Genomic DNA, 25,488 nt, shown 5'->3' with positions numbered 1-25,488 from the left:
CACTGCGCTACACGTCACCCAGTTGATGCGCGATCTCACGCAGCTGCTGGGCAAGCGCCTGCAGGTTTTTCCCCTTCTCCCCTTTTGGCCCGGTAGACTGTCGCACCACCAGACGGGCAGGTAAAATCGAGGACATGCGCTGGGCATTCTCTTCACCGCTGTCGAGAATACGGCGCACCGCCTCTTTACCCTGCAGATCTAAATCCAGCGATACCGTCGTCAGCGCCGGGTAGAAGAACGAGCTTTCATAGGTGTCATCGTAGCCAATCACCGACTTCTCGCCCGGAATTGAAATCTGCTGCTGATGGAACGCGCTCAGCACGCCCAGTGCCATCTGGTCGTTAGCCACCAGCACGGCGGTAAACTGCGCCGTTTCCCTCAGCATCTGCAGCGCGCCGGCATACCCGCTCTGCGCATCCCAGTTGCCGCGAATGACCGATGCCGGCTCCAGGCCGTAACCCTTCAGGGTCTCGATCCAGCTTTTCAACCTCAGTTGCGCCGACACGGAAGACGTCGGCCCCGCCAGCAGGGCAATGTCGCGATGGCCGAGCTCATAAAGATATTTAACGCTGGCGCGGGTGCCGTCCGCCGGGTTAAACGAAACGTTAAACACGGAACTGTACGGGTCCACGTCGAGGAACAGGCAGACAATATCATCGTTGTCGGTGGCGATTTTCTGCGCCGCTTCAGCCTCCAGCGGCACGTTGATGATCACTTTGCTCACCAGCTGGGATTTCAGCTCGTTGATGGAATCCTGGATGCTGTGGTTGACGTTCTCATCAATCATTGAGATCAGTACCTGGTAGCCTTCCACATTGGCATAGCGTTTCACCGCCGCCGCAACCTGCGAAGGCGCGTGCAGCGCCAGCGAAATGGTCACCAGCCCAACGGTCTGGCTCTGCTTGCCCACCAGCTGCTGAGCCAGTCGGTTGGGTACATACCGCAATAACTCTATGGATTTCTCCACCTTGCTGCGCGTGGCGTCGGATACATTGGCAGATTTATTCAGTACCCTGGACACGGTCTGATAGGAGACGCCCGCATGGCGTGCCACGTCCTCTAACGTTGCGCTTTTCGACTTCATGGTCCGGTTCCTTATGTTGTTATGCGCTGATTGTAACAGGGGTGCTGAAAAAAAACGCTTACCACCCTCTCTCTGCGGGCATAACACCATCAAAAAGTATGACGCTCACAATGCCATAATTTGTGTCCAATCTCATTACTCGTAACAAAATTGTCTATTTTATTTGCTGTTAATCACACATTTCAAATCGTTCAATTGCCAGCCAACGGGTTTAGGCATTTTATGACAGCGGATTTGTGAACGTATTACAAAACAATAAGAGGGTTACAATGAACACGACGATCCGCTCTGTATCTGTTGCGTTAGCTGCCGCGCTGGCATCTCCTTCGCTGTTTGCAGCGTCTTCAGTACCGATTGATTTTCATGGATATCTTCGCTCCGGCGTGGGCGTCTCACGGGATGGTGGGATGGAGGAGTGGCAGAAGAACAAAATTGGCCGTCTGGGTAACGAAGCCGATACCTATGGCGAGCTGGAGCTGGGTTCTGAGGTCTACAAAAAGAACGACGTAAGCTTTTATCTCGACAGCATGGTGAGCATGGTGTCTGACGGTTCAAACGATAATGAAACCACCTTTGGCGACGATGCCCAGTTTGGCCTGCGTCAGCTGAACCTGCAGATCAAGGGGCTCATTCCGGGCGATCCCAACGCGGTGATCTGGGGTGGGAAGCGCTATTACCAGCGCCACGACCTGCACATCATCGACACCAAATACTGGAATATCTCGGGATCCGGTGCAGGTATTGAGAACTATACGCTCGGCCCCGGCGCGGTCTCCGTGGCGTGGATCCGCGGCGATGCCAACGACGTGGACTACCGCGTTGACGGTGATAACGACGTGAACATCAACTATATCGATCTCCGCTATGCGGGCTGGAAACCATGGGCAGGCGCCTGGACCGAAGTCGGCATCGACTACGCCATGCCAAACCCGACCAACAAACAGAAAGAGTACGGCGGGCTGTACGAGGCCGACAACGGCGTGATGGTGACCGGCGAGATCAGCCAGGACATGCTGGGGGGATACAACAAGCTGGTGCTGCAGTACGCTAACAAAGGCCTGGCGCAGAACATGGTGTCCCAGGGTGGCGGCTGGTACGACATGTGGAACTATGTGAACGATGCCAGCGGCTACCGCGTGATCAACACTGGCTTAATTCCCATTACCGACAAGCTCTCTTTCAACCACGTGTTGACCTGGGGTTCGGCGGACGATACCACGCAATATACCGATAAATCGCGCCTGATTTCACTTGTCGGCCGCGCGCAGTACCAGTTTACCGAGTATGTCCGCCTGATTGGGGAAGTGGGTGGTTTCTACCAGAAAGACACCTACACCGACGGGTCTGACTACAAGCAGAGCGGCGAGAAATACACCATTGCCCTGGGCCTGGCCGATGGCCCTGACTTTATGTCACGTCCGGAACTGCGCGTGTTTGCTTCTTACCTGAATGATTCCGAAAAAGGAAAATCCTTCGAGGACGGCACCGCGAATAATACCTGGAACTTTGGCGTGCAGGTCGAAGCCTGGTGGTAAGTCTTCATTTTTAAAATGCGTTAATCGTTATTGTATCTCCAGCTAATTGCAGCGTATATCTCTGCTCAGGGATAGCCATTATTTTGGCTATCCCTTTTTTATATTTACTGATTAAAGTGTTCATCTAATAGCTGACGTAAGGCATCAGACTGCCTGCCAAATATGGCGTGCACCTGCTGACCGATAATAATTACGCCCAGCGCCCCTTCATTCTGTAACGCCTGTGAATCAACCTTATTTAAATCTTTTACGGTCACGCGCAGGCGGGTAATACAGGCTTCGACGTGCTCGATATTATCGTCGCCGCCAAACGCGGGAATTAAACGCTGGGTAATTTGACTGTCCATGATACGCCTCATTATATGCAGATAAAAAAATGCCTGCTCGTGGAGCAGGCGTTCTGTGCCTTTTTGCCCGGACGGTGCGGTCTGATGCCCTCACCCCAACCCTCTCCCACAGGGAGAGGGAGAAAATCAACTACATCTTACGCCTGAGCACCCGACAGTCCCACGGCAGCAGCACGGTATCGCCGGCTGCGGCGGCATCGGTCATGCAGTCGGTATACCCCTGCGGCAGCGTGATGAGCTGCTGCTGGGCCGTGTAGTTCTGCACAAACACCCAGGCGGTTTCGCCATCCGTGCGCGCCGTGGCGACCACGCCCGGAGGGAAATCCCCTTCGACTGCGCGCGGCAGCGCCAGCTCGTCGATAATCCCGGCGAAGAAATCGCGCTGGAACGGCAGGTCGTTGCGCGACGCCACGTGCCACGCCTTGCCTTTGCCGAAGCGGTTGACCGTCACCGCCGGGCGACCGGCGTAGAAATCATCCCGGTAGGTCGCCAGCGCCTGTGCAGACTCCGCGTGGATCAGCTCGCATAAATGCCGCACCTGATACGGCCCCTGCAGGCCTGCCGCGTTGCCCGCCAGCCCCTGAATCAGGTTGCGCTCCCCCTCGCCCAGGCAGTCAATCTCTTCCGCCCAGATGCCCAGGAGCTTGCGCAGCGGCCCAGGGAAACCGCCCAGATGACAGAGGTCGGTCTCATCCACTACCCCGCTCCAGTAGGTCGTCACCAGATGCCCGCCCGCGGCCACAAAGGCTTCCGCCCGCTCGGCGAAACCTTCGCGCACCATGTAGAGCATGGGGGCAATCACCAGCGCGTAGCGGCTCAGATCGCCGTCAGCGTCGATGACGTCGACCGCGATGCCCTTTTCCCAGAACGGACGATAGTGCTCGTTGACGGTTTTTTCGTACTCCATTCCCATATTGCGCGGACCTTCGGCATCATCCAGCGCCCAGCGGTTTTGCTGGTCGAAGACAATCGCCACCCGGGCCTCGGTTCGGCAACCTGCGACCTCCGGCAGGCGTGCCAGCATCTCGCCCAGACGCGTCACTTCACGCCCGACGCGGGTATCCAGATGACCCACGTGGTCGATAACCGCGCCGTGGAATTTCTCCACCGACCCGCGGCTCTTACGCCACTGGAAGTACTGCACAGAATCCGCCCCGTGCGCTACCGCCTGAATAGAGGAGAGAATATGCATCCCCGGCTTTTTCAGCTTGCTGGTCGGCTGCCAGTTGGTGGTGCTTGGCGTGGACTCCATCAGCACAAAGGGTTTACCGCCCTTCAGGCTGCGCATCATGTCGTGGTACATGGCGGTATAGCAGGCCAGCTGCGTTTCGTCTTTCTCCTTGTGCCACATCGGGTAGCTGTCCCAGGAGATAAAGTCGATCGCTTTCGCCAGCTGCCAGTAGTCGTAATCGTAGAAATACTCCATAAAGTTGGTTGTCACCGGCAGTTCGGCATTGGCGGCCTTCAGCGGTGCCACCTCATGCTGGCAAAAATCGGTGACCTGCGCGGTATTGAAGCGGCGCCAGTCGAGATTCAGGCCGTGAATCGACATTTCCCCCTGCGGCGCGGGGGACTCAATCTGCGACCAGTCGGTGTAGGTATGGCTCCAGAAGGTGCTCCACCACGCATGGTTCAGCGCGTCGAGGGTTTTGTAGCGCGCCTTTAGCCAGTCGCGGAAGCGTTCCTGGCACAGGCTACAGTGGCATTCGCCGCCGTACTCATTGGAGATATGCCAGCCCAGCACCGCCGGATGGTGTGAATAACGCTCCGCCAGCAGGCGGTTAATGGTGAAGGTCTTCTCGCGGTACACCGGCGATGACATACAGTGGTTATGCCGTCCTCCGTGCAGCGCGGGGACGCGGTTGCGCCCGACGCGCAGCACCTCAGGGTATTTTTGCGACATCCACGCCGGACGCGCGCCGCTTGGCGTCGCCAGGAAAATATGAATACCTGCCGCATAGAGTTTTTCAATAATATTATCCAGCCACGCAAAATCATATTCCCCTTCACGCGGCTCCAGTTTCGCCCAGCTAAATATCCCTACCGACATCACATTACATTTCGCCTGCAGCATCATGGCGATATCTTTTTCAATAATACCGGGGTAATTCTCCCATTGCTCCGGGTTATAGTCGGCGCCATGCAATAACGCCGCGACCTTTGGGCTTAAAGGCGCAAATTTATTCATATTAAAAACGTCCTTAATGAAGATAAAAATTATTTAAATACCGTTATTGATGGCAGCACTTTTCCCTGGCAATCAAATAACGCCTGATTCTCGCGGGCATTTCCCTCTTTCCATTCGTCATGGATATATTTCATGCCAGTTTTGGTGGCCCACGTGGTGCCCGGGACGGCAATCCAGGTCGGCTCCCAGTAAAAGATGCCCTTGCCGCGATGGCCCGGAACATCAATAACGGACTGCATTAAATCGTGAATATAATCGTACTGGCCCTGAACGGTGCCCGGATAGCCGCCGTCTTTTTCTTCTTTCGCCTGGAAGCTGTTCTCGGCGTTATCGCAGTTCTCCAGCGTATAGCCGTATGCCGCTTCCACCACAATCACGTCTTTGTTATAGCGCTTGCTGATGTCATCCATATTGGCCTTCAGCGCGCTAATCGGGCCGTTCCAGTAGGTGTACATCGACAGGCCGATGATATCGAACGGCACGTCGCGCTTCGTGATTTCATCAAACCACCAGCGGAAGGTGTCATTTTTGGTGCCTTCGGCCAGATGGAGCATGATTTTCACCTGCTCGCCGTCGGTCAGGTTCTCCTTTAGCCCACCAATCGCGGCGTTGAGCAGCCCGGCCAGGCGGTCGAATTCGCCGCCGCCCTGCCCCCAGCTTTTCCCTTCCGGCCAAAGCATGCCGCCGTTGATTTCGTTACCGATCTGCACCATGTCCGGCAATACGCCCTCTTTCTTAAAGCGGGCGATCGTGTCGCGGGTATAGTCATGAATAGCCGTTTTGAGCTGCGGGTAGTCCATCTTCTCCCAGGCTTTTGGCTTGAACTGTTTTCCCGGATCGGTCCAGAAATCGCTGTAGTGGAAATCGAGCAGCAGCTTCAGGCCCTGCGCCTTTACGCGCTTCGCCAGCGCGAGGGTGTTTTCGAGATTATTACTGCCGCCGCCGTAGGTATTGCCGCTCGCATCCTGCGGGTCTACCCACAGGCGCAGGCGCACGGTGTTCACGCCGTTAGCTTTGAGGATAGCAATCGCGTCCTGCTGCTGGCCGCTCTGGTTATAAAATTTGGCGCCATGTTGTTCCGCTTCCAGCAGCGTCGAAATATCCGCGCCCTTGATAAAGTCCGCGGGCATGGCGTTAAAAGGACGCGTTTTCACCCCGTCCGCAGCAAACGCGCTCGCGGCCAGGCCACATGAGAGGCAAACGGCAAGTAAAGCAGGTTTGAGTCTTTTCATGATTATCCTTTGGTACTCCCGGAGGTCAGGCCGGAGACGAAGTATTTTTGTAATGCCAGATAGAGGATCGCTACCGGCACCGCAATCAACACCGCGCCTGCCGCGTAGGTGGTGTAGCTGGCACCCATTTTTTGCGCCACCAGGTTATAGAGCCCGATGGGTAAGGTGTATTTGTCCGGGGTGCGCAGAATCGTGCTGGAGAGGATGAAATCCCCCAGCGGCCCGGTGAAGGAGAACAGCGCCACCACCGCCACAATTGGCTTCGATAGCGGCATGATAATTTCGATGAAAATCCGGAAATTACTGGCCCCGTCCATGCGCGCGGATTCATCCAGATCTTTCGGGATGGCGTCGAGGTAGCCTTTCATCAGGTAGGTATTCATCGGGATCATGCCGCCCACGTAGATCAGCACGAGTGCCAGATGGCTGTTGATGAGGCCCAAAAGCTGCGACAGCACGAAGATGGCAATCAGCGCCGAGAACTGGGGGATCATCTGCAGGAGCAGGAACAGCATCAGCCCGTTCTGGCGTCCCTTAAAGCGAAAGCGCGAAAACGCGTAGGCGGTAAAGCTGACGCTGATTAAGGTCAGCATCATGGTCAGGAAGCTGATTTTCATCGAGTTCCAGTACCAGGTCATGTAGTTCACCTGGCCGTTAAACAGGTCGGCGTAGTGCTGCACCGAAAAGTTCTCTGGAATAATTGAGGAGCTGAGCAGGCTATTACCCGCGTTAAACGACGCGCCGACCGTCCACACCAGCGGGTAGATGATAATCGTCGACACCAGCACGATAACCAGCCAGGAGAGCGAGAGGCGTACCCACTTCTCACGTTTAATACTTTGTGATTGAGCCATTGTTACGTCCCTTACGCCATGTCGTCGTTTTTGAAAGATTTGGTGGCGCGGAACTGCCACAGCGCCAGGCCGACGACAAAGATCGACAGCAGGATAGTGATGGTCGCCGCAATCGCATACTGCGACGACGACATGGTGAGCTTGTAGATCCACGACACCAGGATATCTGTCCCACCCGCATTGGACCCCACCACCGCCGGCCCGCCGTTGTTGAAGAGGTAGATGATGTTGAAGTTATTGAAGTTGAAGGTGTATTGGGTGATCAGTATTGGCGCAATGGAATAAAGCACCAGCGGCAGCGTGATGGTGCGCAGCTTGGTCGCGCTGCTGGCCCCGTCCATGGTGGCGGCTTCGTACAGATCGTCAGGGATCGCCTGCAACACGCCGGTGGTCATGGCGAAAACAAACGGGAAACCGAGCCAGGTCTGCATCAGGATCAGCGCCGTTTTGGTCCAGAACGGATCGGTCATCCAGGCTTTCGGCGCAATGCCGAAGAAGGCCAGAATGGCGTTGTTTATCACACCGAAAGAGTCGTTGAACATTCCGGCAAACACTAGAATGGTGACAAAGCCCGGCACCGCCCACGGCAGAATGAAGATGGTGCGGATAAGCGGCTTAAAGCGCAGGTCTTTCTGGTTCACCAGGATAGCCAGCAGCACGCCCACGGTACATTGCAGCGTGGTGGCGAGCAGCGTCCAGACCACCGTCCACTGCAGGACGTCAAAGAAGGTTGAGCGCCAGATGGAGAGCGTGAAAATATTGATGAAGTTCTTAAACCCAACCCAGTCCACCAGCTTAGCCGGCGGCGTGTGGTAAAGATTGTAGTTAGTAAAGGCGATGGCAAAACCGAAGAGGATCGGGAAAACCACCACAAACACCAGCAAAATAAAGCCCGGCGTGATCATCAGATACGGAAAGCCGTCGCTCAGCAGAATCTGATACTGCTTACGCACGCTGTTTAGCCCCAGCCCTTCATCGCGTTTTCGACCGTTGACCCAGGCATCGCGCATCGACAGGTAATACACCATCACGCCAAATGCGGCGATCAGTACGCTAATGATCCCTTCTGCCAGCAGGAAGATGGAGTTATCCCGCGGCACTTCCTCCCCCAGCGTCACCAGCCCCCAAAGTCCTTCGCGCAGGAAATCGGCAAAAACGCCGATAAAACTGGCCAGCAGCACCAGGAAGATAACGCCCTTCAGCCACTGGCGGTGATAGAACTGGCCGAAGCCGGGGATGACCGCCAGCAGCAGGCCGGTCCAGGCGTGACGCCCGGCCCCGTGCGGTCTGGCAAAATTTTCCGGGATGATACTCACAGACAACTCCTTTCAATAAAACGGGAGAGTGGCCTCCCGTTCTGCGACGTCAGAAAATTACTGGTTGCTGGCCTGCATGGCTTCGATTTGCATCTGGACCTGTTTCTCTGCGCTGTCCAGCGCGGCTTTGGGATCCTGTTTGCCGGTCAGGCTCAGCTCCAGCGCGGCGTTGGCCGGCCCCCAGACTTCGCCCATTTCAGGGATACCCGGCATGGCGGTGGCGCGCGCCGCCTGTACCGCGACGGCACTCGCCTTTTCGTCGTTCTTGATTACCGGGTCGTCGATCATTGCGGTCAGCGGCGGGATCTCCCGCGTGGCCACGTAGCGGGTTTTCACGTACTGCGGCTGGTTGATGAATTCGATAAATTTCTGCGCCAGCGCTTTGTCCTTGCTCCAGGTGGAAACCACGTAGCCCTTCACGCCGAGGAAGGAGCTCATTGGCTTGCCGTCCGGCAGCGTGGGCAGCGGCGCCACGCCGTAGTTGATGCCTGCCGCTTCATACGGCTGGAACGCCCACGGGCCGTTGATGACGGCTGCCGCTTTCTTCTCAGTAAACAGGGAGTCGATAGCGTTCAGGCCGTTGTCACCGACTATCCCGGCCGGGAAAATATCGTCAGCGTAGAATTTTTTCAGGTACGTCACGGCTTCTACCGCGCCCGGCTTGTTCAGGCCGACGTCGCTGGCGTTATAGCCGCCTTTGCCGTTTTGACCGAAGATGTAGCCGCCCATCGGGGAGATCGCCCCCCAGCTGTAGTAAATCTGATCGAACTTGGCGAGAAGGCCGTACTGGTTTTTCGCGCGCTGCTGTTTCGAAAAGTCATACCAGTCCTGCAGCGAGTTGAGGGGCTTGTTGATGAGGTCTTTGTTGTAGATCAGCACCAGCGTCTCAACCGCTTTCGGCACGCCGTAGAGGGCATTATCCATTTTGAAGGCATTGATTGAGGCCGGGGTGTACTGTTCGGTCTGCTTAGCCTCCAGATTCAGGGGGGTCAATAACCCTTGCACGACGGCGCCGCCCAGCTGATCGTTAGGAATGACCAGCACGTCCGGGCCAATGCCTGCCGGGCCGTCCAGGCGCAGTTTTTCCAGCTGCTGTGCGTAAGGGGTTTCCTGCACGTTAACCTTAACGTCGTACTGTTTTTCAAAGTCCGCAACCGCATCTTTAATACCGGACGACTTCTTGATGTCTTCCCAGACGTTAAGCTGCGCGGTGGCGTGAGCCTGTACCGCGAGCGTAGAGAGGATCAGAGCAGCGAGTATGTTCTTTTTCATTATCAACCTCATGTGAAGGTATAACAATTTTATGGTTGTTATTGCATCTGACGCCCTACAAACCCCGCTATATATCCTGATAAAACTGGCGTTGTACGTCTGACACCAAATGCCTTTGGTTTGTTATACGCTACCCTTCACATCATGATAACTCTACATAAAACTGTAAGTTGTGTGATCGTCATAACATTAATGGAATATCTATATAGGGCGCATGAATGCTGGAAGTTATAGTCAAGGCAGACAAATTGCACCGTCCGGCCACGTTAAACACAATTGTTATACGTAAAACATACTCGGCGGTTTACCTGGGGAACACTGATGTCGAACATACAATTGAGGAATGTCACCAAGCGCTTTGGCGACACCGTCACGCTCCACAACGTTAATCTTGATATTGAGGACGGTGAGTTTGCCGTATTCGTTGGGCCTTCCGGCTGTGGCAAATCCACTATGCTGCGCATGATTGCCGGGCTGGAGGAGATAAGCGAGGGTGAAGTGCTGATCGGTAACGAGGTGATGAACGACATCGCCCCTTCCCATCGGGGTGTGGCGATGGTCTTTCAGTCCTACGCGCTCTATCCGCATATGACGGTGGCCGAAAACATGGGCTACGGGCTGAAGGTGAATAAAGTGCCGAAAGATCAGATCCGCCATCAGGTTGAGATGGTCGCCAAAACGCTGCAGCTCTCCCACCTGCTGGACCGCAAGCCTAAACAGCTCTCCGGCGGCCAACGCCAGCGCGTCGCGATTGGCCGCGCTATCGTGCGTAACCCGCGCGTCTTTATGTTCGATGAGCCGCTTTCCAACCTGGATGCCGAACTGCGCGTGGAGATGCGCCTGCACCTCGCCCGCCTGCATCAGGAGCTGAAAACCACCATGGTGTATGTCACCCACGATCAGATTGAGGCCATGACGCTGGCCGATAAAATTGTGGTGATGAACTATGGCAAAGTGGAGCAGATGGGCGCGCCGATGGATCTCTACTACAAGCCGGTGAACAGGTTCGTGGCCGGTTTTATCGGCTCGCCGAAGATGAACTTCATGCCGGCCACGGTTGAAGCATGGCAGCCGGGCGCGTTGACGGTGAGATTGTCACAGCAGAAGTCACTGACGCTCGCCGTGACCACCACGCCGCTGCAGCCGGGCAGTCAGGTCACGCTGGGCATCCGTCCGGAACATTTAACCACTGACCTTCGCCTGGGCACACCGCTGGAGTTTCACTGCGAAGTGGTTGAACGACTCGGGAACAACACCTATCTGTTTGGCCAGTGTTACGGCCACGACAACGTCAAAATCTTGCTGCCGGGGGACGTTAAATTCGCCCCGTGGCAGAAGATAGACGTGGCCTTCGACGATCGCCACTGCATGGTCTTTGACGAGCAGGATGTCCGGGTGAGCGCGGATATTGAAGATGCGGTGCGTTCGGTGGCTTAACGCGCGCCACCGTCAGCCAGCGCTCTCACCGCCCGTCCAAACGCCTCGATCGCCAGGGCAACATCCTCAGCCATCACCGATTCCGCCGGATGGTGGCTGATGCCCCCTTTGCAGCGCACAAACAGCATGCCGACCGGCCAGCGTTCTGCCAGCGCGATGGTGTCATGCCCGGCACCGCTCGGCAGCGATAATGAGCGCCCCTGCACCGACGCAACGGCGTCCCCCAGCAGATGCCTCAAGCGCGCATCGCACGGCGTGGCGGCGATCCGGTAATACTCCTCGGCGCCGAAGCTCATCCCGCGGCGGGCGGCTATCGCCTGCGCCTGCGCCAGCAGTTCAGCAAGTAGCGCGTCAAGCGGGGCATCCTGCGGGCCGCGAATATCCAGCGAGAGCGCAACCTCGCCGGGGATCACGTTGACCGCACCGGGCAGGCAGCGCAGTTCCCCGACCGTCGCCACCAGATTGCCGCCGCGCTGTCGGGTGGTGCTTTCAATCAGCCCCATCCATTCGGCGGCGGCGGCCAGCGCATCCTTGCGGTGATTCATCGGCACGGTGCCCGCGTGTCCGGCCTCGCCGGTAAAGCGGCAGCTGAGGCGGCGCGCGCCGTTGATGGCTTCCACCACGCCCAGTGCCAGCCCTTCCTGCTCCAGACACGGCCCCTGCTCAATGTGCAGCTCCAGACAGGCGCTGAAATCGTCCTGATGGCGTGCCGCCAGCGCCACGCGGGCGGGATCGAGCCCCGCCTGCACCATCGCCTGCGCCACGCTGATGCCACTGGCATCACACGTCTCCAGCCAGCCCTGCGGCCAGGTGCCCGTAATGCCCCGGCTGCCTAGCAGGGTGATCCCAAAACGGGTGCCCTCTTCGTCGCCAAACCCGACAATCTCGATCGCCTGGGCCAGATGCCGCCCCTGCTGATGCAGGCTGTCCACCACCTCAATGGCCGCGAGCACGCCGAGCATGCCGTCGTAGCGCCCGGCGTTGCGCACGGTATCGAGATGCGAGCCGAGCAGCACTGCCTGCGCCCCTTCCTGCGCGCCCTCATAGCGTCCACAGATATTGCCCACGCTGTCCTGCCAGACGGTCATTCCCGCCTGGCGCATCCACTCGCCGACCAGCTGGTTGGCCTGCAGATGCTGCGTGGAGAGATATACCCTCGTCAACGCATCCGGGGTTTCGCTGATGGCGGCCAGCGCGTCGGCGCGCGCCATCACCCGTTCTGCCACCGGGCTCATTGCGGCGTCTCGCGGCGATAGTGGTCCCACGCGGCCTGCATGGCGGCGCCCTGCGTTGTGGTGAACTTCAGGTAGTTCAGCACCGACTCCAGCGCGCTCAGGGTGGTCATCACGCAGTCCTTGCGCGCGTTGTAGCCCATGGTGCCAATGCGCCACACTTTGCCGTGCAGCGGGCCAAACGAGGTGCCGATTTCAATCCCGAAATCCTCCAGCATCAGCTTGCGCAGCTGGTCGCCGTTGACGCCCTGCGGTATCACTACGCCCAGCACGTTGTTCATCTTGTGCTTCAGATCGCCGAAGGTCTCCAGCCCCATCGCCTGAATGCCCTTCAGCAGCGCATCGCCGTGCAGTTTGTGACGCGCGATGCCGTTATCCAGCCCTTCCTGCAGGATCAGTCGCGCGCATTCGCGGGCGCCGAACAGGGCGGTGGTGGCTTCGGTGTGGTGGTTCAGTCGCTCCGGCCCCCAGTAGTCCATCACCATGCCGAGATCGAAGTAATTGGAGTAGATCATCTCCTCGTCGCCGTCTCGGTGGGCGTCGGTGCGAATGCCCTCCTCAACGCACTTGCGGCGGCGGATCGCCTCCTCCATGCGCGCGCTCAGGGTGATCGGCGACGTGCCCGACGGGCCGCCGAGGCACTTCTGCATCCCGGCCGAGACGGCGTCCAGCCCCCAGGCGTCGGTCTCCAGCGCGTTGCCGCCGAGCGACGCGGTGGCGTCGGTGTAGAACAGCACGTCGTAGCGGCGGCAGATGGCCCCGAGCTCCGCGAGCGGCTGCAGCATAGTGGTGGAGGTGTCGCCCTGCACGGTCAGCAGCAGGCGCGGGCGAATACGCTTAATCGCATCCTCAACCTGGTCCGGCGTGAACACCTCGCCCCACGGCACCTCAATGGTATGCACCTCCGCGCGGCAGCGGCGGGCAATTTCGCACAGCAGGTGACCAAAGCGGCCAAAGACCGGCACCAGCACCTTATCTCCCGGGCGAATGGCGGAGACCAGGACGGCTTCAATTCCCGCGCGGGAGGTGCCATCCACCAGCATCGTCCAGTGGTTCTCGGTGCGGAACACCCCGCGATAGAGCGCCATCACCTCGTTCATGTAGTGGGTCATGGCCGGATCGTACTGGCCGATCAGCTGGCTCGACATGGCGCGCAGCACGCGCGGGTCGGCGTTGATCGGGCCCGGCCCCATCAGAAGGCGCTGGGGCGGATTGATTTGCGAAAATTGTGCGATATCCATTGTTAAGTCCTTATCAGTTGAGGCCGCGCACGGAGGAGATGAACTGCTTCAGCTCGGTGGTCTGCGGGTTGGCGAACAGCGTTTTGCTGTCGCCCTGCTCCCAGACTTTCCCCTGGTGCATAAACACCACGCGGTCGCCCACTTCGCGGGCAAAATTCATTTCATGGGTCACGAGGATCAGCGTCATCCCCTCGGCGGCCAGCTGCTCCAGCACCTTGAGCACTTCGCCCACCAGCTCCGGGTCGAGCGCGGAGGTGATCTCGTCACACAGTAATACTTTAGGCGACATGGCCAGCGCCCGGGCAATCGCCACGCGCTGCTGCTGGCCGCCGGAGAGGCTCGACGGGTAATAATCCAGACGGTCACCGAGGCCCACTTTCTCCAGCATCTGCTGCGCCAGCTCGCGGCATTCGGCGGCGCTTTTTTTCAGCACCCGACGCGGGGCCAGCATCACGTTTTCCAGCGCCGTCATGTGCGGGAACAGGTTGAAGCTCTGGAACACCATCCCGACCGAGCGGCTGATTTCACGCGCCTGGGAGTCCCGGTCGGTAATGGTCATCCCGCCCAGCTTGATGCTGCCGTCCTGATACCCTTCCAGGCCGTTAATGCAGCGCAGCAGCGTGCTTTTGCCCGATCCGCTGCGCCCGATAATGGAGATCACCTGGCCCATATCGATATCCAGATCGACGCCCTTGAGCACGTGGTTATCGCCGTAGTACTTCTGCACCTGATTAATGGTGATGAGAGGCATTGAATTTCGTCTCCAGATAGCGGCTGTAGCGGGACAGCGGGTAACACAGAATAAAGTAGCCGAGCGCCACCAGCGCAAAGACCTTAAACGGCTGATAGGTCACGTTGGTCAGCATCGTCCCGGCCTTGGTCAGCTCGATAAAGCCGATAATCGACGCCAGCGCGGTGCCCTTGATCACCTGCACGGCAAAGCCGACCGTCGGGGCGATGCCGATGCGCAGCGCCTGCGGGGCGACCACGCGAAACAGAGTCTGGCCAAAAGTCAGCCCAAGGCAGCGCGACGCTTCCCACTGCCCTGTTGGCAAGGCGCGAATGCTGCCAAACCAGATGTCGAGCAGAAACGCGCTGGTGTAGAAGGTTAACGCCAGCGAGGCGGCGGTCCACGGCGAAACGTCGATGCCGAACAGCGCCACGCCGAAGAAGGCCAGGAACAGCTGCATCAGCAGCGGCGTGCCCTGGAACAGTTCAATGTAGCCACGGATGATGCGCTTCACCGCGCGCCCGCCCGTCAGGCGCAGCAGCAGGAGCGGCAGGGTCACCACCGCGCCGCCGACAAACGCCACCAGCGACAGCAGCACCGTCCAACGCCCGGCCAGCAGCAGATTGCGAATAATGTCCCAGTCGGTAAAGGTGGTCATCATGCCTGCACCCCCAGCCATTTGCGTCCTGCCGCCATCATCAGCTGGCGCAGGGTAATCGACAGCGCTAAGTAAATGCCGGTTGTCACCAGATAAACCTCAAAGCTCAGAAACGTTCTGGACTGGATCAGGTTGGCGGCGAAGGTCAGCTCTTCATACGAGACCTGCGACACCACCGACGAGCCGAGCATCACGATGATGCACTGGCTCACCAGCGCCGGGTAAATGCGCTGCAGCGCAGGCGGCAGCACCACGCGAATAAAGGTCTGCAGGCGGGTCAGGCCCAGCACGCGTCCGGCTTCCCACTGCCCTTTCGGCGTGACCTGAATGCCCGCGCGGATAATCTCGGTGCTGTACGCGCCGAGGTTCACCACCATGGCCAGCAGCGCCGCTTCCCCCGCCGTCATCTTCAGCCCCAGGTTCGGCAGGCCGAAGACGATGAAAAACAGCTGTACCACAAACGGCGTGTTGCGGATGATTTCCACGTAGCCGCCCCAGAGCCGGCTGAACCAGGTGGTGCGTCCGCTGCGGATCGCCGCCCCGAAAATTCCTGTTGCCAGCCCGCCGACGGTTGCCATCACCGTCAGCTGAACGGTGACCCACAGCCCCGCCAGCAGCTCCGGCCAGTACGGCCAGAGCGCTGAAAAATCGAGTTGCTCAGCCATAACCTTAAACGCCGAGGCTTGCCGGCAGCGGGGCCTTCAGCCACTGCTCGGACAGGCCGTTCAGCGTGCCGTCCTTAATGCCCTGCTCAATCAGCGCGTCCACTTTTGCCTTCAGGGCCGGTTCGTTCTTCTTCAGGCCAATAAAGCACGGCGAGTCTTTCAGCATAAAGCTCGGCACCGGGGCTTTAGCCGCGTTCTGGCGCGAAATGGCCGCCACCACGAGGTTGCCGGTTGCCACGTACTGCACCTGGCCGGAGAGGTAGGCGGAGAGCGTGGTGTTGTTGTCTTCGTAGCGCTTCACGTCCGCGTCTTTCGGCGCCAGGCCGGTCAGCACCATGTCCTCCACCGCCCCGCGCGTCACGCCGATGGTTTTACCGCTCAGCGCGGCGGCGTCTTTCAGCTCGGCGCCTTTCGGGCCAAACACGCCGAGGAAGAACGGCGCGTAGGCGCGGCTGAAGTCGATCACCTTCTCGCGCTCCGGGTTTTTACCGAGGCTTGAAATGACCAGATCCACCTTATCGGTTTGCAGGTACGGCACGCGGTTGGCGCTGGTCACCGGCACCAGCTGCAGCTTGAGCTTCATCTGTTTGGCCAGATAGCGCGCCATGTCGATGTCATAGCCCTGCGGCTGCAGATCGGTCCCCACCGAGCCAAACGGCGGGAAGTCCTGCGGAACGGCAATGCGGATAGTGCCGCGCTTCTCGATATCCTGAAGCTGGTCAGCCTTTGCCGGCAGCTGTGTGAAGAGGCATGCGGCCCCGGCCAGTGCAATCAACAATTTTTTCATGGTGCTTCCCCGTAACGTTAACATGAAACAAAAGATTCTTTGAATGTGATTTTGCAACTAATGTGCCAGATAAAGCGAAGCGGGGAATATTCTTGCAAAGCCTGATAAAAGGCGGACGGGTCGAAAAAACGTGCGTTTTCCCGACCCGACAACTGCACCATTTTAATGCAAAGCACCAGTCTGATGCCCCATTATCGCTGTTCGAGTTCGTCCAGCTGCTGGTAGAGGGAAGCAATGTCGTGAATGCGCGGACGGCCTTTATCGAGAATTTCATGCAGGAAGGCGTTAGCCAGCAGATTGATCAGACTGTTGACCGAGGAGTAGCTGTCATAGGCCGAGACGCTGTCCAGCGGCGCGCAGAGCTGCCAGCTCGCCAGCGGGAACAGGCTGTGCGCCTGCGGCTCGCACATCAGAAGCACCGGAATACCGCTGCTCTGAAGCTGCTGCATCAGCGGGCGGATGATGCGCGGGCGGCGGCGAAAGGCCATCATGACCACCAGATCGTCCGGCGTTAAATCCACCAGCTCCTCGCTTAGGCTCTGCCCCGGCTGCGGCAGCACCAGCACCTGACCGCGCGCCTGCAGCAGCTGCTGGCGCAGGTGCAGCGCCGCCGGATAGGCGTTACGCATACCGATAATGACGATGCGCCGCGCCTTCACCATGCAGGCCATGGCGTCGGCAAACTGCTGCGCGTCGAGGGCATTGACCCACTGGGTCAGGTTCGCCATCTCCTGCTTATAGTGGCGCGCCAGCAGCGTGTTGCCCTGCACCGCGTCGCGGTTATCGGTGAGCGGCATTCCGCTCTGGCGCAGGGTGCGCAGCTCCTCGCGCATGTCCTTATATTTCTCATAGCCCAGCCGCTTAAACAGACGGCTGACCGTCGCTTTTGATACTCCGCTCAGCTGCGCCAGCTCGGCGCTGTTGTAGCTAATCAGGTCGTCAAAATGATCGAAAATAAAATCCGCCACCCGCTGCTCCTGCGGCGACAGCGACGGATATTGTGCCTTCAGACGTTCATCCAACTGTTCCATAGCGCCTCTGTAACTTTTGTTTCATCACATTGTACCTTTTATGGTACGTATTCATTATACATGCCAGTTTACTGAAACTTTTCTTTCAGAACTGGAACAGCTTTTGCAGCGCCTTGTGACCTTCAGGGTTATGAGGACTCTCTATGCACAGTAATGTCTCCACACGCGGGATGGCCGTTGCGCCCCACCATCTTGCCAGCCAGAGCGCGCTGGCGGTGCTGCGCGAAGGCGGCAGCGCCATTGAAGCAATGGTCGCGGCGGCGGCTACCATCGCCGTGGTTTATCCGCACATGAACGGCCTCGGCGGGGACGGCTTCTGGCTTATCGTTCCCCCGCAGGGCGACCCGATCGCCATTGACGCCAGCGGCGCGGCCGGCTCTCTGGCAACCCTTGCCGCCTACGATGATGTGGCGCAAATCCCCCATCGTGGCCCCCGCGCGGCGCTGACCGTCGCCGGAACGGTGAGCGGCTGGGACGAGGCGCTTAAGGTCTCGCGCGAGATGACCGGCAAGGCGGTGCCGCTGGCCCGCCTGCTGGCCGACGCCATTGACTATGCGCAAAACGGCACGCCGGTCACGCCGTCGCAGGCCCATGCCACGGCGAGCAAATTCGACGAGCTGAAAGATATCCCCGGTTTTGCGGAAACCTGGCTGGTGAACGGTAAGCCGCCAGAGGTCGGCAGCCGCTTTTATCAGCCGGCCATGGCGTCTACCCTTAAACGCCTGGCGGAAGACGGTCTGGATAGCTTCTATCGCGGCCCGCTGGCTGACGTGCTTGCACACGGTATGGAGACGCTGGGTCTGCCCGTGACGCGGGATGATTTACGCGCCCACGTCGCCCGGCGCACCGCGCCGCTGAAGCTGCAGCACCAGAAGGGGGAGATCTTTAACCACGCCCCGCCGACGCAGGGGCTGGTTTCGCTGGCGATACTCGGCATCACCGATCGTCTGAACATGGCGGAGGCCGACGATGCCGACACCATTCACCGCATCGTTGAAGCTACCAAGCTGGCCTTTGGCCTGCGCGATGCCCACATCACCGACCCGCGCGAGCTGAAAACCGATATCCAGAACCTGCTTGACCCCGCGGCCCTTCAGGCGTTAGCCGACAAGGTTGACGACAGCCGCGCCGCCCCGTGGGGCAGCGGCAAAGGCCCCGGCGACACGGTGTGGATGGGCGTGATGGATAGCAGCGGCCTTGCCGTGTCGTTTATCCAAAGCATTTATCACGAGTTCGGCAGCGGCGTGGTGCTGCCCGATACCGGCATCGTCTGGCAGAACCGGGGCGCGTCCTTCAGCCTCGCTCCCAATCATCTTTTAGCCCTCGCGCCGGGCAAACAGCCTTTCCACACCCTGAACCCGGCGGCGGCGCGCCTTAAGGACGGGCGCGTGATGGTCTACGGCTCAATGGGTGGCGACGGGCAACCGCAGACCCAGGCCGCGCTCTTTACCCGCTACGCGATCCAGGGCGTGCCACTGCAGGAGAGCATCTCCCGCCCGCGCTGGCTGCTGGGACGCACCTGGGGGCAAACCTCGGACACGTTAAAGCTTGAAGGACGCTTCACCGCTGAGACGGTCGCCGAGCTGCGGGCGCGGGGGCATGAGGTGGAGCGCTTTCCGGACTTTAGCGAAGCCATGGGCCACGCGGGGGCGGTTGTTCGCCACCCCAACGGCCTGTTCGAAGGGGCATTTGACCCGCGCAGCAACGGCGCGTCCGCCGGATTCTGAGGAGAAAACAATGACGACACCACAACCCGACTGGCAGGCCTATCTGACGCAGATGGAGTCCGTGCTCGGCGTGGCGCTGGACGATATCCGCCGCGCCGAGCTGCAGCTGCAGTTCAGCCGCATTGCCACGCTGGCCGCTCCGCTGATGGCCCTGCCGCTCGACGACCGCCTGGAGATTGCAGGAGTGTATAAAGCATGAGGCTACACGAGATGAGTATCGGCGACATTCAGCAGGCGCTCAGCGCAGGCGAGCTGAGCGCCCGCGACATCGCCCGCCAGACGCTGGAGGCGATTGCGCGCGTTAACCCGCAGATCGGCGCCTGGACCGCGGTGACGGAAGAGCGCATGCTCGCCGAGGCCGGAAACATCGATACCCTGCGGCGCGAGAAGCGCCCCCTGCCGCCGCTGGCGGGCGTGCCCTACGCGGTGAAGAACCTGTTCGACGTTGCTGGCCATACCACCCTCGCCGGGGCCGAGCTGTTCAGCCAGCGCCCTGCCGCAGCCGCTGACAGCGTCGCGGTACGCCAGCTGCGCAGCGCGGGCGGGCTGCTGACCGGCATGGTGAATATGGACGCCTACGCCTACGGCTTTACCACTGAAAATAGCCACTACGGCACGACGCGTAACCCGCACGACCTCGCGCGCATTGCGGGCGGCTCGTCCGGCGGTTCGGCCGCCGCCGTGGCCGCCGGGCTGGTGCACTTTTCGCTCGGGACCGACACCAACGGCTCGATTCGCGTTCCGGCGTCCCTGTGCGGCATCTATGGCCTGAAGCCCACCTTTGGCCGCCTGTCGCGATCCGGCAGCCATCCGTTTGTCGCGAGCCTGGATCACATCGGCCCCTTTGCCCGCCGGGTGTGCGATCTGGCGTCCGTGTACGACGCGCTGCAGGGGCGGGACGGCAGCGACGGTTTTCAGGCTGACCATCCGCGCGAGCTGACGCGCCCCCTGCTCGACCGCGGCCTGGAGGGCCTGCGCTGCGCGGTACTGGGCGGTTATTTCACCACCTGGTGCGACAGTGATGCGCGCGACGCCGTGGCGCGGGTGGCGAAGGCGCTCGACGTGCAGGATGAGCTGCAGTTTCCGGACGCCGAGCTGGCGCGCGCCGCGGCGTTTATCATCAGCGCCTCCGAAGGGGGAAACCAGTACCTGCCCGCGCTTCGCCGCGAGCCCGAGCGTTTTGAGCCGCACTCCCGGGAAAGGCTGCTGGCAGGCGCAATGATCCCCTCCGCCTGGTACATTCAGGCCCAGCGGTTTCGCGCGCACGCCCGGCAGGCGTTTAAAACCTTATTCGCCCAGGCCGACGTGTTGATCGCCCCGGCAACCCCACGCAGCGCCACGCTGGCGGGCGAGCAGACCATGGAGATTAACGGCCAGCCGCTCCCCATTCGCGCCAGCATGGGCATGCTGACCCAGCCGATTTCGTTTTTAGGTTTGCCCGTGACCACCGTTCCGCTGCGCACCGCGCAGGGAATGCCAATTGGCCTGCAGCTGATTGCCGCGCCGTTTAACGAACAGGCCTGCCTGCGCGTCGCGCGCGCGCTGGAGGAGAGTGGAATCACCGATGCCCGCCCGGCGGAGGTTGCCGCATGATGAATCACGATGACATTAACCTGCCGTGGGTGGTTGCCGAAGTGACCGCCGCGTTTTACCGCTATGAAGACGCGCTGGTGAGCAACAACGTTGCGGTGCTGGACGAGCTGTTCTGGCACGACAAAAACACGGTGCGTCTCGGGGCGGGTGAAAACCTGTACGGGATTGATGAAATCCGCGCCTTTCGGGCGGCGCGCCCATCCGCCGGGCTGCAGCGGACGCTGCGCCACACCGTCATCACCACCTTCGGTGAGGATTATGCCGTGTGCAGCACCGAGTTTACCCGCGAGGGCACGGAACGCATTGGCCGCCAGCAGCAGACGTGGGTGCGGTTTGCCTACGGCTGGCGGATAGTGGCGGCGCAGGTGAGTTTGATGGTGTAACGCCAACGGGCATGCGACGTCCTGTAGGCCGGGTAAGGCGCAGCCGCCACCCGGCAAAACACGGCACAATTATTTCTGAAACGGATGCACCTCCCGCCAGTGGTCAGCAATCTTCTGGCGGGTACAGACCCACACCCGCTCATGCTGCTGCACATAATCCAGGAACCGCTGCAGCGCGCGAAAACGCCCCGGCCGCCCCAGCAGGCGGCAGTGCATGCCGATGGACATCATCTTCGGCGCGCTTTCCCCCTCTTCGTACAGCACGTCAAAACTGTCCTTCAGATACGTATAAAACTGCTCGGCGGTGTTAAACCCCTGCGCGGTGGCGAAGCGCATGTCGTTTGCATCCAGCGTGTAGGGCACAATCAGGTGCGGTTTGCGGGTGCCGTCGCTGCAGGCCACTTCCGTCCAGAAGGGCAGGTCGTCGCCGTAGTAGTCGCTGTCGTAGTCGAAGCCGCCGTGCTCCACCACCAGCTGGCGGGTGTTGGGGCTGTCGCGCCCGGTGTACCAGCCGGTTGGCGGTTTGCCGAACAGGTCGCTCAGAACGTGCACCGCTTTATGCAGGTGTTCGCGCTCCTGTTGGATATCCATGTGCTGATAGTGGATCCAGCGCCAGCCGTGGCTGACCACGTCGTAATCCGCCGCTTTGATCGCCTCGACGATCTCCGGGTGACGCGCCAGCGCCATCGCCACGCCAAAGACCGTCAGCGGCAGGCCGCGCTTTTGAAATTCATTGTGGATCCGCCAGAATCCGGCGCGGCTGCCGTATTCGTAGAGGGAGTCCATCGACATGTGTCTGTCTGGGTAGCTGGCCGCGCCGATGATGTCCGACAGGAACTGCTCCGACCCGGCATCGCCGTGCAGAACGTGGTTTTCCGCCCCCTCCTCATAATTGAGCACAAACTGCACCGCGATGCGCGCCTGATTCGGCCACCGCGCGTGCGGCGGGTTGCCCGCGTAACCGCGCAGATCCCGCGGGTAATCCTGTTCAAAAAGCCCCATGCCACCCCCAAAATTTAAAATGGATTCAATGCCTGAAATTGTCCGCTTAACGCTTTTTTCTCCGGGAACGCCAGGTCCCCATGCTTGCTGGTCGACAGCCCCAGCGCCACCAGCGATTCCACCATTTTTACCGCCGCGCTGACGCCGTCGATCACCGGCACGCGCAGCTCGCGCGTTAGCTCCTGCGCCAGCGTCGCCATACCGCCGCAGCCCAGCACAATGGCACCGCAGCCGTCCTCTTTCAGCGCCTGTATACAACGCGCGCGCACTTTCTCCTGCGCCAGACCGGAGCCGTCCTCCAGCGCCAGCACCGGGAGATCGATAGCGTGCAGCGCCGCGCAGCGATCGTGAAAGCCATACTGGTGCAGCAGATGACGGGCAATGATCAGCGTGCGCGGCAGCGTGGTGACTACCGAGAAGCGCGTCGCCACCAGCGTCGCCATATGCATGGCGGCTTCGGCGATGCCGACCACCGGCCCCTGCGCCAGCTCGCGCGCCGCCAGCAGGCCCGGATCGCCAAAGCAGGCGATGACGTGACCGTCCACGCCCTGCTGCCTGCCGAGCTTGACCTGTTCGAGAACCCCCACGGCGGCGATGGCCTCGTCAAAGTGGCCCTCTATAGACGGCACGCCCGCGCTCGGGCAGACCGCGAGAATTTCCGTGCCCGGTGCCGCCACCGCGCGGGCCGCCGCGCCGATGGTCTCCGTCATCGCGAGGCTGGTATTGGGGTTGATCACTTGTATACAGACAGACATTACGACTCCTTGTGGCCGGCAAACAGCCGGGCAAAATCAGGCAGGCACTCGCCCGCCCGCTCGAAGCAGAGGCTGGCGAGGATATGTTCAAAATGGTGCATAAGGGCGTCGCTGAGCGGCTGGAGCGCCTTCTGGCGCAGCAGATCCACCAGCTGTTCGTGATCGTTGCAGCGGCAGCCCTGACGCCACGGCGCGCCCCAGGTGGCAATCACCAGCGAGGATCGCTGGCTCAGGCCGGTCACCATCTCCGTCAGCACCTGGTTGCCGGAGATCGCCTGCAGCTGAATGTGGAAATTGGCGGAGTGGCGAATCGCCGCCGGGCCGTCGTACGCCTCGTGCGCCTGCTGCTCCTGACGAATAATGGCCTCCAGCGCGGCAAGATGCGGCGGCTGACAGCGGGCCAGCACGTCCGGCAGGTTGGCGACCTCCAGCAGCGCGCGGGTGCGGAAGATGTGCCGCGCCTCTTCGACCGTCGGGCTGGCCACGTGTGCACCACGCTTGGGCGTCAGGGTGACCATTTGCACAGCGGCGAGTCGTTGAAGCACCTTGCGGATGCCCGTGCGGCTTACGCCGAACACCTCGGCCAGCGCCTCTTCCGGCAATTTACTTCCCGGCAGCAGCTGATGTTCGACTATCGCGGTCATCAGCGCCTGGAAGATGGATTCGTCTTTGTCATGCAGGTCTGGCGCGGTCTGCAGGGCATTTATGTTGTTCATTAACCACTCCGTCTTTTACTTTTCGTTATCGAATCGTATACATAAAAATAAAATATTGCATACAAGATTTATTATTTTGGCCTGGATCCTGCAACACCGTTTGTACTCCCACTCAACGGGTTTTCATTCACAGGAGCAGGTTTCATGCCAAACAGTCAAAACGCGCAGCAGGGTACGGCCGTTGATTCCGGTGCGGTTTACAGCCCACGTCTTTGCAATGAGGATCTGGCACCGACGCGTGACCAGAACTGGAGCTGGTACAACATCTTTTCGTTCTGGATGTCGGACGTCCACAGCATGGGGGGTTACGTTGTCGCCGCGAGCTTCTTTACGCTCGGGCTGGCAAGCTGGCAGGTGCTGCTTTGCCTGCTGGTGGGGATTTGCATCGTGCAGCTGTGCGCCAACCTGGTGGCCAAACCGAGCCAGATGGCGGGCGTGCCCTATGCGGTGATCAGCCGTCAGGCCTTTGGCGTCTTCGGGGCCAATATTCCGGCGGTGATCCGCGGCCTTATCGCCTTTGCGTGGTACGGCATCCAGACCTATCTGGCCGCCAACGCACTGATGCTGGTGGCGCTGAAGTTCTGGCCGTCGCTCTCTTCGCTCACCACCGGCGCGTTCCTCGGCCTGTCGCACCTGGGCTGGATCTGCTTTGCCATTATGTGGGTCCTGCAGGCGATGGTCTTCTGGCACGGCATGAGCGCCATCAAGCGCTTTATTGATATCGCCGGTCCGGCGGTCTACGTGGTGATGCTGGCTCTTGCAGGCTGGATTGTATACAAGACCGGTTTTGACGGCATTTCCTTCACCCTCGCCAGCAAATCCCTGAGCGCGGGCGAGCAGACCTGGCAGATGATCACCGCGACCGCGCTGGTGGTTTCTTACTTCTCCGGCCCGCTGCTCAACTTTGGCGACTTCTCCCGCTACGGCAAAAGCATGGGCGAGATCCGCCGCGGCAACCGCTGGGGCCTGCCGTTTAACTTCCTGCTGTTCTCCATCGTCACCGTGGTGATTGTCTCCGGCACCCAGTCGCTGTTTGGCCGCATGATCACCGACCCGATCGAGACCGTCAGCCGCGTGGGCAACGATCTTGCCGTGGCGATTGGCCTGCTGACGATGATCACTGCCACCATCGGGATCAACATCGTCGCGAACTTCGTCTCCCCGGCGTTTGATTTCTCTAACTGCTCGCCGCAGAAGATCAGCTTCCGCACCGGGGGGATGATTGCCGCCGTCGGCTCGATCCTGCTCACCCCGTGGAACCTGTTCAACTCGCCGGAGCTTATCCACTACACCCTGGACGTGCTCGGGGCGTTTATCGGCCCGCTGTTCGGCATTCTGATTGCCGACTTCTACCTGATTAAACGCGGCAAGGTATCGGTAGACGATCTGTTCGACGACACGCCAAAGGGCAAATACTGGTACCGCAACGGCTTTAACCCGAAAGCCATTGGCGCGCTGATCCCATCCGTTGCCGTCGGTCTGGTGATCAGCTTTATCCCGGCCCTGCATGAGGTGGCGAACTTCAGCTGGTTCATCGGCGTCTTCCTCGGCGGCGTCACCTACCGCTGGCTGGCGCGGGAAGATCGCGAGACGGCAGGCGCGACGTCGTTCAGCACCCGCGTGGCGACGCAAAAAGAGTAACCCCTCTCTTCGGGCCGCAGCTTATCTGCGGCCCGTTCATTCTGGCACCGTTCTTGCTGAGC

The 25,488-nt window shown here is 59.9% G+C and carries 23 protein-coding genes and 1 pseudogene; 7 read left to right on the top strand and 17 right to left on the bottom strand.

The window, feature by feature from the left end; all coding sequences use genetic code 11:
- Positions 1-7: 7 nt before the first annotated feature.
- Positions 8-1,084 (bottom strand): LacI family DNA-binding transcriptional regulator, encoded by a 1,077-nt coding sequence (locus ACWHWP_RS08265; protein ID WP_447855389.1) that lies wholly within the window; start codon positions 1,082-1,084, stop codon positions 8-10.
- A 269-nt stretch (positions 1,085-1,353) separates the two neighbouring features.
- Between ACWHWP_RS08265 and ACWHWP_RS08260 the strand changes: the two genes are divergently transcribed.
- Positions 1,354-2,619: a maltoporin gene (locus tag ACWHWP_RS08260; RefSeq protein ID WP_063955750.1), complete on the top strand. Its 1,266-nt coding sequence runs from the start codon at positions 1,354-1,356 to the stop codon at positions 2,617-2,619.
- A 104-nt stretch (positions 2,620-2,723) separates the two neighbouring features.
- Here the strand turns inward: ACWHWP_RS08260 and ACWHWP_RS08255 are convergent, their stop codons facing one another.
- From ACWHWP_RS08255 to ACWHWP_RS08230, 6 genes are all read right to left on the bottom strand, one after another.
- Positions 2,724-2,966: a glucose PTS transporter subunit EIIB gene (locus tag ACWHWP_RS08255; protein ID WP_074170271.1), complete on the bottom strand. Its 243-nt coding sequence runs from the start codon at positions 2,964-2,966 to the stop codon at positions 2,724-2,726.
- Between the two features lie 130 nt (positions 2,967-3,096).
- On the bottom strand, positions 3,097-5,154 hold the full coding sequence (locus tag ACWHWP_RS08250; protein WP_063955746.1) for a beta-galactosidase: 2,058 nt from the start codon (positions 5,152-5,154) through the stop codon (positions 3,097-3,099).
- A gap of 29 nt (positions 5,155-5,183) precedes the next feature.
- The gene (locus tag ACWHWP_RS08245; RefSeq protein WP_059311086.1) at positions 5,184-6,386 is read right to left on the bottom strand and encodes a glycoside hydrolase family 53 protein; all 1,203 of its coding nucleotides are present in this window, start codon (positions 6,384-6,386) and stop codon (positions 5,184-5,186) included.
- A 2-nt stretch (positions 6,387-6,388) separates the two neighbouring features.
- A complete protein-coding gene (locus ACWHWP_RS08240; protein ID WP_059311087.1) occupies positions 6,389-7,240 on the bottom strand; it encodes a sugar ABC transporter permease in 852 nt (283 codons plus the stop codon).
- Positions 7,241-7,251: 11 nt separating this feature from the next.
- On the bottom strand, positions 7,252-8,556 hold the full coding sequence (locus ACWHWP_RS08235; protein ID WP_447855387.1) for a carbohydrate ABC transporter permease: 1,305 nt from the start codon (positions 8,554-8,556) through the stop codon (positions 7,252-7,254).
- Positions 8,557-8,613: 57 nt separating this feature from the next.
- A complete protein-coding gene (locus ACWHWP_RS08230; protein WP_059311088.1) occupies positions 8,614-9,828 on the bottom strand; it encodes an extracellular solute-binding protein in 1,215 nt (404 codons plus the stop codon).
- Positions 9,829-10,149: 321 nt separating this feature from the next.
- Here ACWHWP_RS08230 and ACWHWP_RS08225 point away from each other — a divergent pair, with 321 nt between their 5' ends.
- Complete coding sequence (locus tag ACWHWP_RS08225; protein WP_024909613.1) at positions 10,150-11,265, top strand: ABC transporter ATP-binding protein; 1,116 nt, start codon at positions 10,150-10,152, stop codon at positions 11,263-11,265.
- Here ACWHWP_RS08225 and hpxK read toward each other — a convergent pair.
- From hpxK to hpxU, 7 genes are all read right to left on the bottom strand, one after another.
- Entirely contained in the window at positions 11,262-12,500 is a 1,239-nt protein-coding gene (gene hpxK, locus ACWHWP_RS08220; protein ID WP_447855386.1) for an allantoate amidohydrolase, read from the bottom strand. The two genes, ACWHWP_RS08225 and hpxK, sit on opposite strands and share 4 nt — an antisense overlap.
- Positions 12,497-13,738, bottom strand: a complete 1,242-nt coding sequence (locus ACWHWP_RS08215; protein WP_447855385.1) for a pyridoxal-phosphate-dependent aminotransferase family protein — start codon at positions 13,736-13,738, stop codon at positions 12,497-12,499. Before ACWHWP_RS08215 ends, hpxK begins: the two co-directional genes overlap by 4 nt.
- Before the next feature lie 13 nt (positions 13,739-13,751).
- Positions 13,752-14,489 carry an amino acid ABC transporter ATP-binding protein gene (locus tag ACWHWP_RS08210; RefSeq protein WP_032638731.1) on the bottom strand — a complete coding sequence of 246 codons (738 nt, stop codon included), beginning with the start codon at positions 14,487-14,489 and terminating at the stop codon, positions 13,752-13,754.
- Positions 14,470-15,126: an amino acid ABC transporter permease gene (locus tag ACWHWP_RS08205; RefSeq protein WP_447856648.1), complete on the bottom strand. Its 657-nt coding sequence runs from the start codon at positions 15,124-15,126 to the stop codon at positions 14,470-14,472. The genes ACWHWP_RS08210 and ACWHWP_RS08205 overlap by 20 nt, the downstream gene beginning before the upstream one ends.
- Positions 15,126-15,791: an amino acid ABC transporter permease gene (locus tag ACWHWP_RS08200; RefSeq protein WP_182402822.1), complete on the bottom strand. Its 666-nt coding sequence runs from the start codon at positions 15,789-15,791 to the stop codon at positions 15,126-15,128. The genes ACWHWP_RS08205 and ACWHWP_RS08200 overlap by 1 nt, the downstream gene beginning before the upstream one ends.
- 4 nt (positions 15,792-15,795) lie before the next feature.
- The gene (locus ACWHWP_RS08195; protein WP_059311093.1) at positions 15,796-16,578 is read right to left on the bottom strand and encodes a transporter substrate-binding domain-containing protein; all 783 of its coding nucleotides are present in this window, start codon (positions 16,576-16,578) and stop codon (positions 15,796-15,798) included.
- 191 nt (positions 16,579-16,769) lie between these two features.
- Positions 16,770-17,609 (bottom strand): MurR/RpiR family transcriptional regulator HpxU, encoded by an 840-nt coding sequence (hpxU, locus tag ACWHWP_RS08190; RefSeq protein WP_447855384.1) that lies wholly within the window; start codon positions 17,607-17,609, stop codon positions 16,770-16,772.
- Positions 17,610-17,752: 143 nt separating this feature from the next.
- Here hpxU and ACWHWP_RS08185 point away from each other — a divergent pair, with 143 nt between their 5' ends.
- The 4 genes from ACWHWP_RS08185 to hpxZ are packed head-to-tail and all read left to right on the top strand — an operon-like array spanning position 17,753 to position 21,312.
- On the top strand, positions 17,753-19,336 hold the full coding sequence (locus ACWHWP_RS08185; protein WP_447855383.1) for a gamma-glutamyltransferase family protein: 1,584 nt from the start codon (positions 17,753-17,755) through the stop codon (positions 19,334-19,336).
- A gap of 10 nt (positions 19,337-19,346) precedes the next feature.
- On the top strand, positions 19,347-19,535 hold the full coding sequence (hpxX, locus tag ACWHWP_RS08180) for an oxalurate catabolism protein HpxX (RefSeq protein WP_063955738.1): 189 nt from the start codon (positions 19,347-19,349) through the stop codon (positions 19,533-19,535).
- On the top strand, positions 19,532-20,929 hold the full coding sequence (locus tag ACWHWP_RS08175) for an AtzE family amidohydrolase (RefSeq protein ID WP_447855382.1): 1,398 nt from the start codon (positions 19,532-19,534) through the stop codon (positions 20,927-20,929). Before hpxX ends, ACWHWP_RS08175 begins: the two co-directional genes overlap by 4 nt.
- On the top strand, positions 20,926-21,312 hold the full coding sequence (hpxZ, locus tag ACWHWP_RS08170) for an oxalurate catabolism protein HpxZ (RefSeq protein WP_063143946.1): 387 nt from the start codon (positions 20,926-20,928) through the stop codon (positions 21,310-21,312). Before ACWHWP_RS08175 ends, hpxZ begins: the two co-directional genes overlap by 4 nt.
- Positions 21,313-21,381: 69 nt before the next feature.
- On the opposite strand, the gene puuE is transcribed toward hpxZ, so the two are convergent.
- The 3 genes and pseudogenes from puuE to ACWHWP_RS08155 all read right to left on the bottom strand — a co-directional run bounded on the left by puuE (position 21,382) and on the right by ACWHWP_RS08155 (position 23,785).
- Positions 21,382-22,281 (bottom strand): allantoinase PuuE, encoded by a 900-nt coding sequence (puuE, locus tag ACWHWP_RS08165; protein ID WP_447856646.1) that lies wholly within the window; start codon positions 22,279-22,281, stop codon positions 21,382-21,384.
- Positions 22,199-23,069: pseudogene (gene hpxA / locus ACWHWP_RS08160) on the bottom strand (allantoin racemase). The gene puuE and the pseudogene hpxA overlap by 83 nt, the downstream one beginning before the upstream one ends.
- Positions 23,069-23,785 carry a GntR family transcriptional regulator gene (locus tag ACWHWP_RS08155; RefSeq protein WP_447855381.1) on the bottom strand — a complete coding sequence of 239 codons (717 nt, stop codon included), beginning with the start codon at positions 23,783-23,785 and terminating at the stop codon, positions 23,069-23,071. Before ACWHWP_RS08155 ends, hpxA begins: the two are co-directional and overlap by 1 nt.
- Before the next feature lie 144 nt (positions 23,786-23,929).
- Between ACWHWP_RS08155 and ACWHWP_RS08150 the strand changes: the two genes are divergently transcribed.
- Positions 23,930-25,426: an NCS1 family nucleobase:cation symporter-1 gene (locus tag ACWHWP_RS08150; protein WP_447855380.1), complete on the top strand. Its 1,497-nt coding sequence runs from the start codon at positions 23,930-23,932 to the stop codon at positions 25,424-25,426.
- Positions 25,427-25,488: the final 62 nt, after the last annotated feature.

This window comes from Enterobacter sp. WI-ESBL-E8 (assembly GCF_053364895.1).
The sequence above is the reverse complement of the archived record's forward strand: the minus strand, read 5'-3'. Positions and strand labels throughout refer to the sequence as shown.

Bases quoted from the DNA above. Each gene is read 5' to 3' on its own strand.
- ACWHWP_RS08230 (WP_059311088.1), bottom strand. From the start codon at position 9,828: ATGAAAAAGAACATACTCGCTGCTCTGATCCTCTCTACGCTCGCGGTA.
- hpxZ (WP_063143946.1), top strand. From the start codon at position 20,926: ATGATGAATCACGATGACATTAACCTGCCGTGGGTGGTTGCCGAAGTG.
- ACWHWP_RS08195 (WP_059311093.1), bottom strand. From the start codon at position 16,578: ATGAAAAAATTGTTGATTGCACTGGCCGGGGCCGCATGCCTCTTCACA.
- ACWHWP_RS08150 (WP_447855380.1), top strand. From the start codon at position 23,930: ATGCCAAACAGTCAAAACGCGCAGCAGGGTACGGCCGTTGATTCCGGT.
- hpxK (WP_447855386.1), bottom strand. From the start codon at position 12,500: ATGAGCCCGGTGGCAGAACGGGTGATGGCGCGCGCCGACGCGCTGGCC.
- ACWHWP_RS08240 (WP_059311087.1), bottom strand. From the start codon at position 7,240: ATGGCTCAATCACAAAGTATTAAACGTGAGAAGTGGGTACGCCTCTCG.
- ACWHWP_RS08265 (WP_447855389.1), bottom strand. From the start codon at position 1,084: ATGAAGTCGAAAAGCGCAACGTTAGAGGACGTGGCACGCCATGCGGGC.
- ACWHWP_RS08210 (WP_032638731.1), bottom strand. From the start codon at position 14,489: ATGCCTCTCATCACCATTAATCAGGTGCAGAAGTACTACGGCGATAAC.
- ACWHWP_RS08155 (WP_447855381.1), bottom strand. From the start codon at position 23,785: ATGAACAACATAAATGCCCTGCAGACCGCGCCAGACCTGCATGACAAA.
- ACWHWP_RS08225 (WP_024909613.1), top strand. From the start codon at position 10,150: ATGTCGAACATACAATTGAGGAATGTCACCAAGCGCTTTGGCGACACC.
- ACWHWP_RS08175 (WP_447855382.1), top strand. From the start codon at position 19,532: ATGAGGCTACACGAGATGAGTATCGGCGACATTCAGCAGGCGCTCAGC.
- ACWHWP_RS08185 (WP_447855383.1), top strand. From the start codon at position 17,753: ATGCACAGTAATGTCTCCACACGCGGGATGGCCGTTGCGCCCCACCAT.
- hpxX (WP_063955738.1), top strand. From the start codon at position 19,347: ATGACGACACCACAACCCGACTGGCAGGCCTATCTGACGCAGATGGAG.
- ACWHWP_RS08255 (WP_074170271.1), bottom strand. From the start codon at position 2,966: ATGGACAGTCAAATTACCCAGCGTTTAATTCCCGCGTTTGGCGGCGAC.
- ACWHWP_RS08260 (WP_063955750.1), top strand. From the start codon at position 1,354: ATGAACACGACGATCCGCTCTGTATCTGTTGCGTTAGCTGCCGCGCTG.
- ACWHWP_RS08200 (WP_182402822.1), bottom strand. From the start codon at position 15,791: ATGGCTGAGCAACTCGATTTTTCAGCGCTCTGGCCGTACTGGCCGGAG.
- hpxU (WP_447855384.1), bottom strand. From the start codon at position 17,609: ATGGAACAGTTGGATGAACGTCTGAAGGCACAATATCCGTCGCTGTCG.
- ACWHWP_RS08250 (WP_063955746.1), bottom strand. From the start codon at position 5,154: ATGAATAAATTTGCGCCTTTAAGCCCAAAGGTCGCGGCGTTATTGCAT.
- ACWHWP_RS08205 (WP_447856648.1), bottom strand. From the start codon at position 15,126: ATGACCACCTTTACCGACTGGGACATTATTCGCAATCTGCTGCTGGCC.
- ACWHWP_RS08215 (WP_447855385.1), bottom strand. From the start codon at position 13,738: ATGGATATCGCACAATTTTCGCAAATCAATCCGCCCCAGCGCCTTCTG.
- ACWHWP_RS08245 (WP_059311086.1), bottom strand. From the start codon at position 6,386: ATGAAAAGACTCAAACCTGCTTTACTTGCCGTTTGCCTCTCATGTGGC.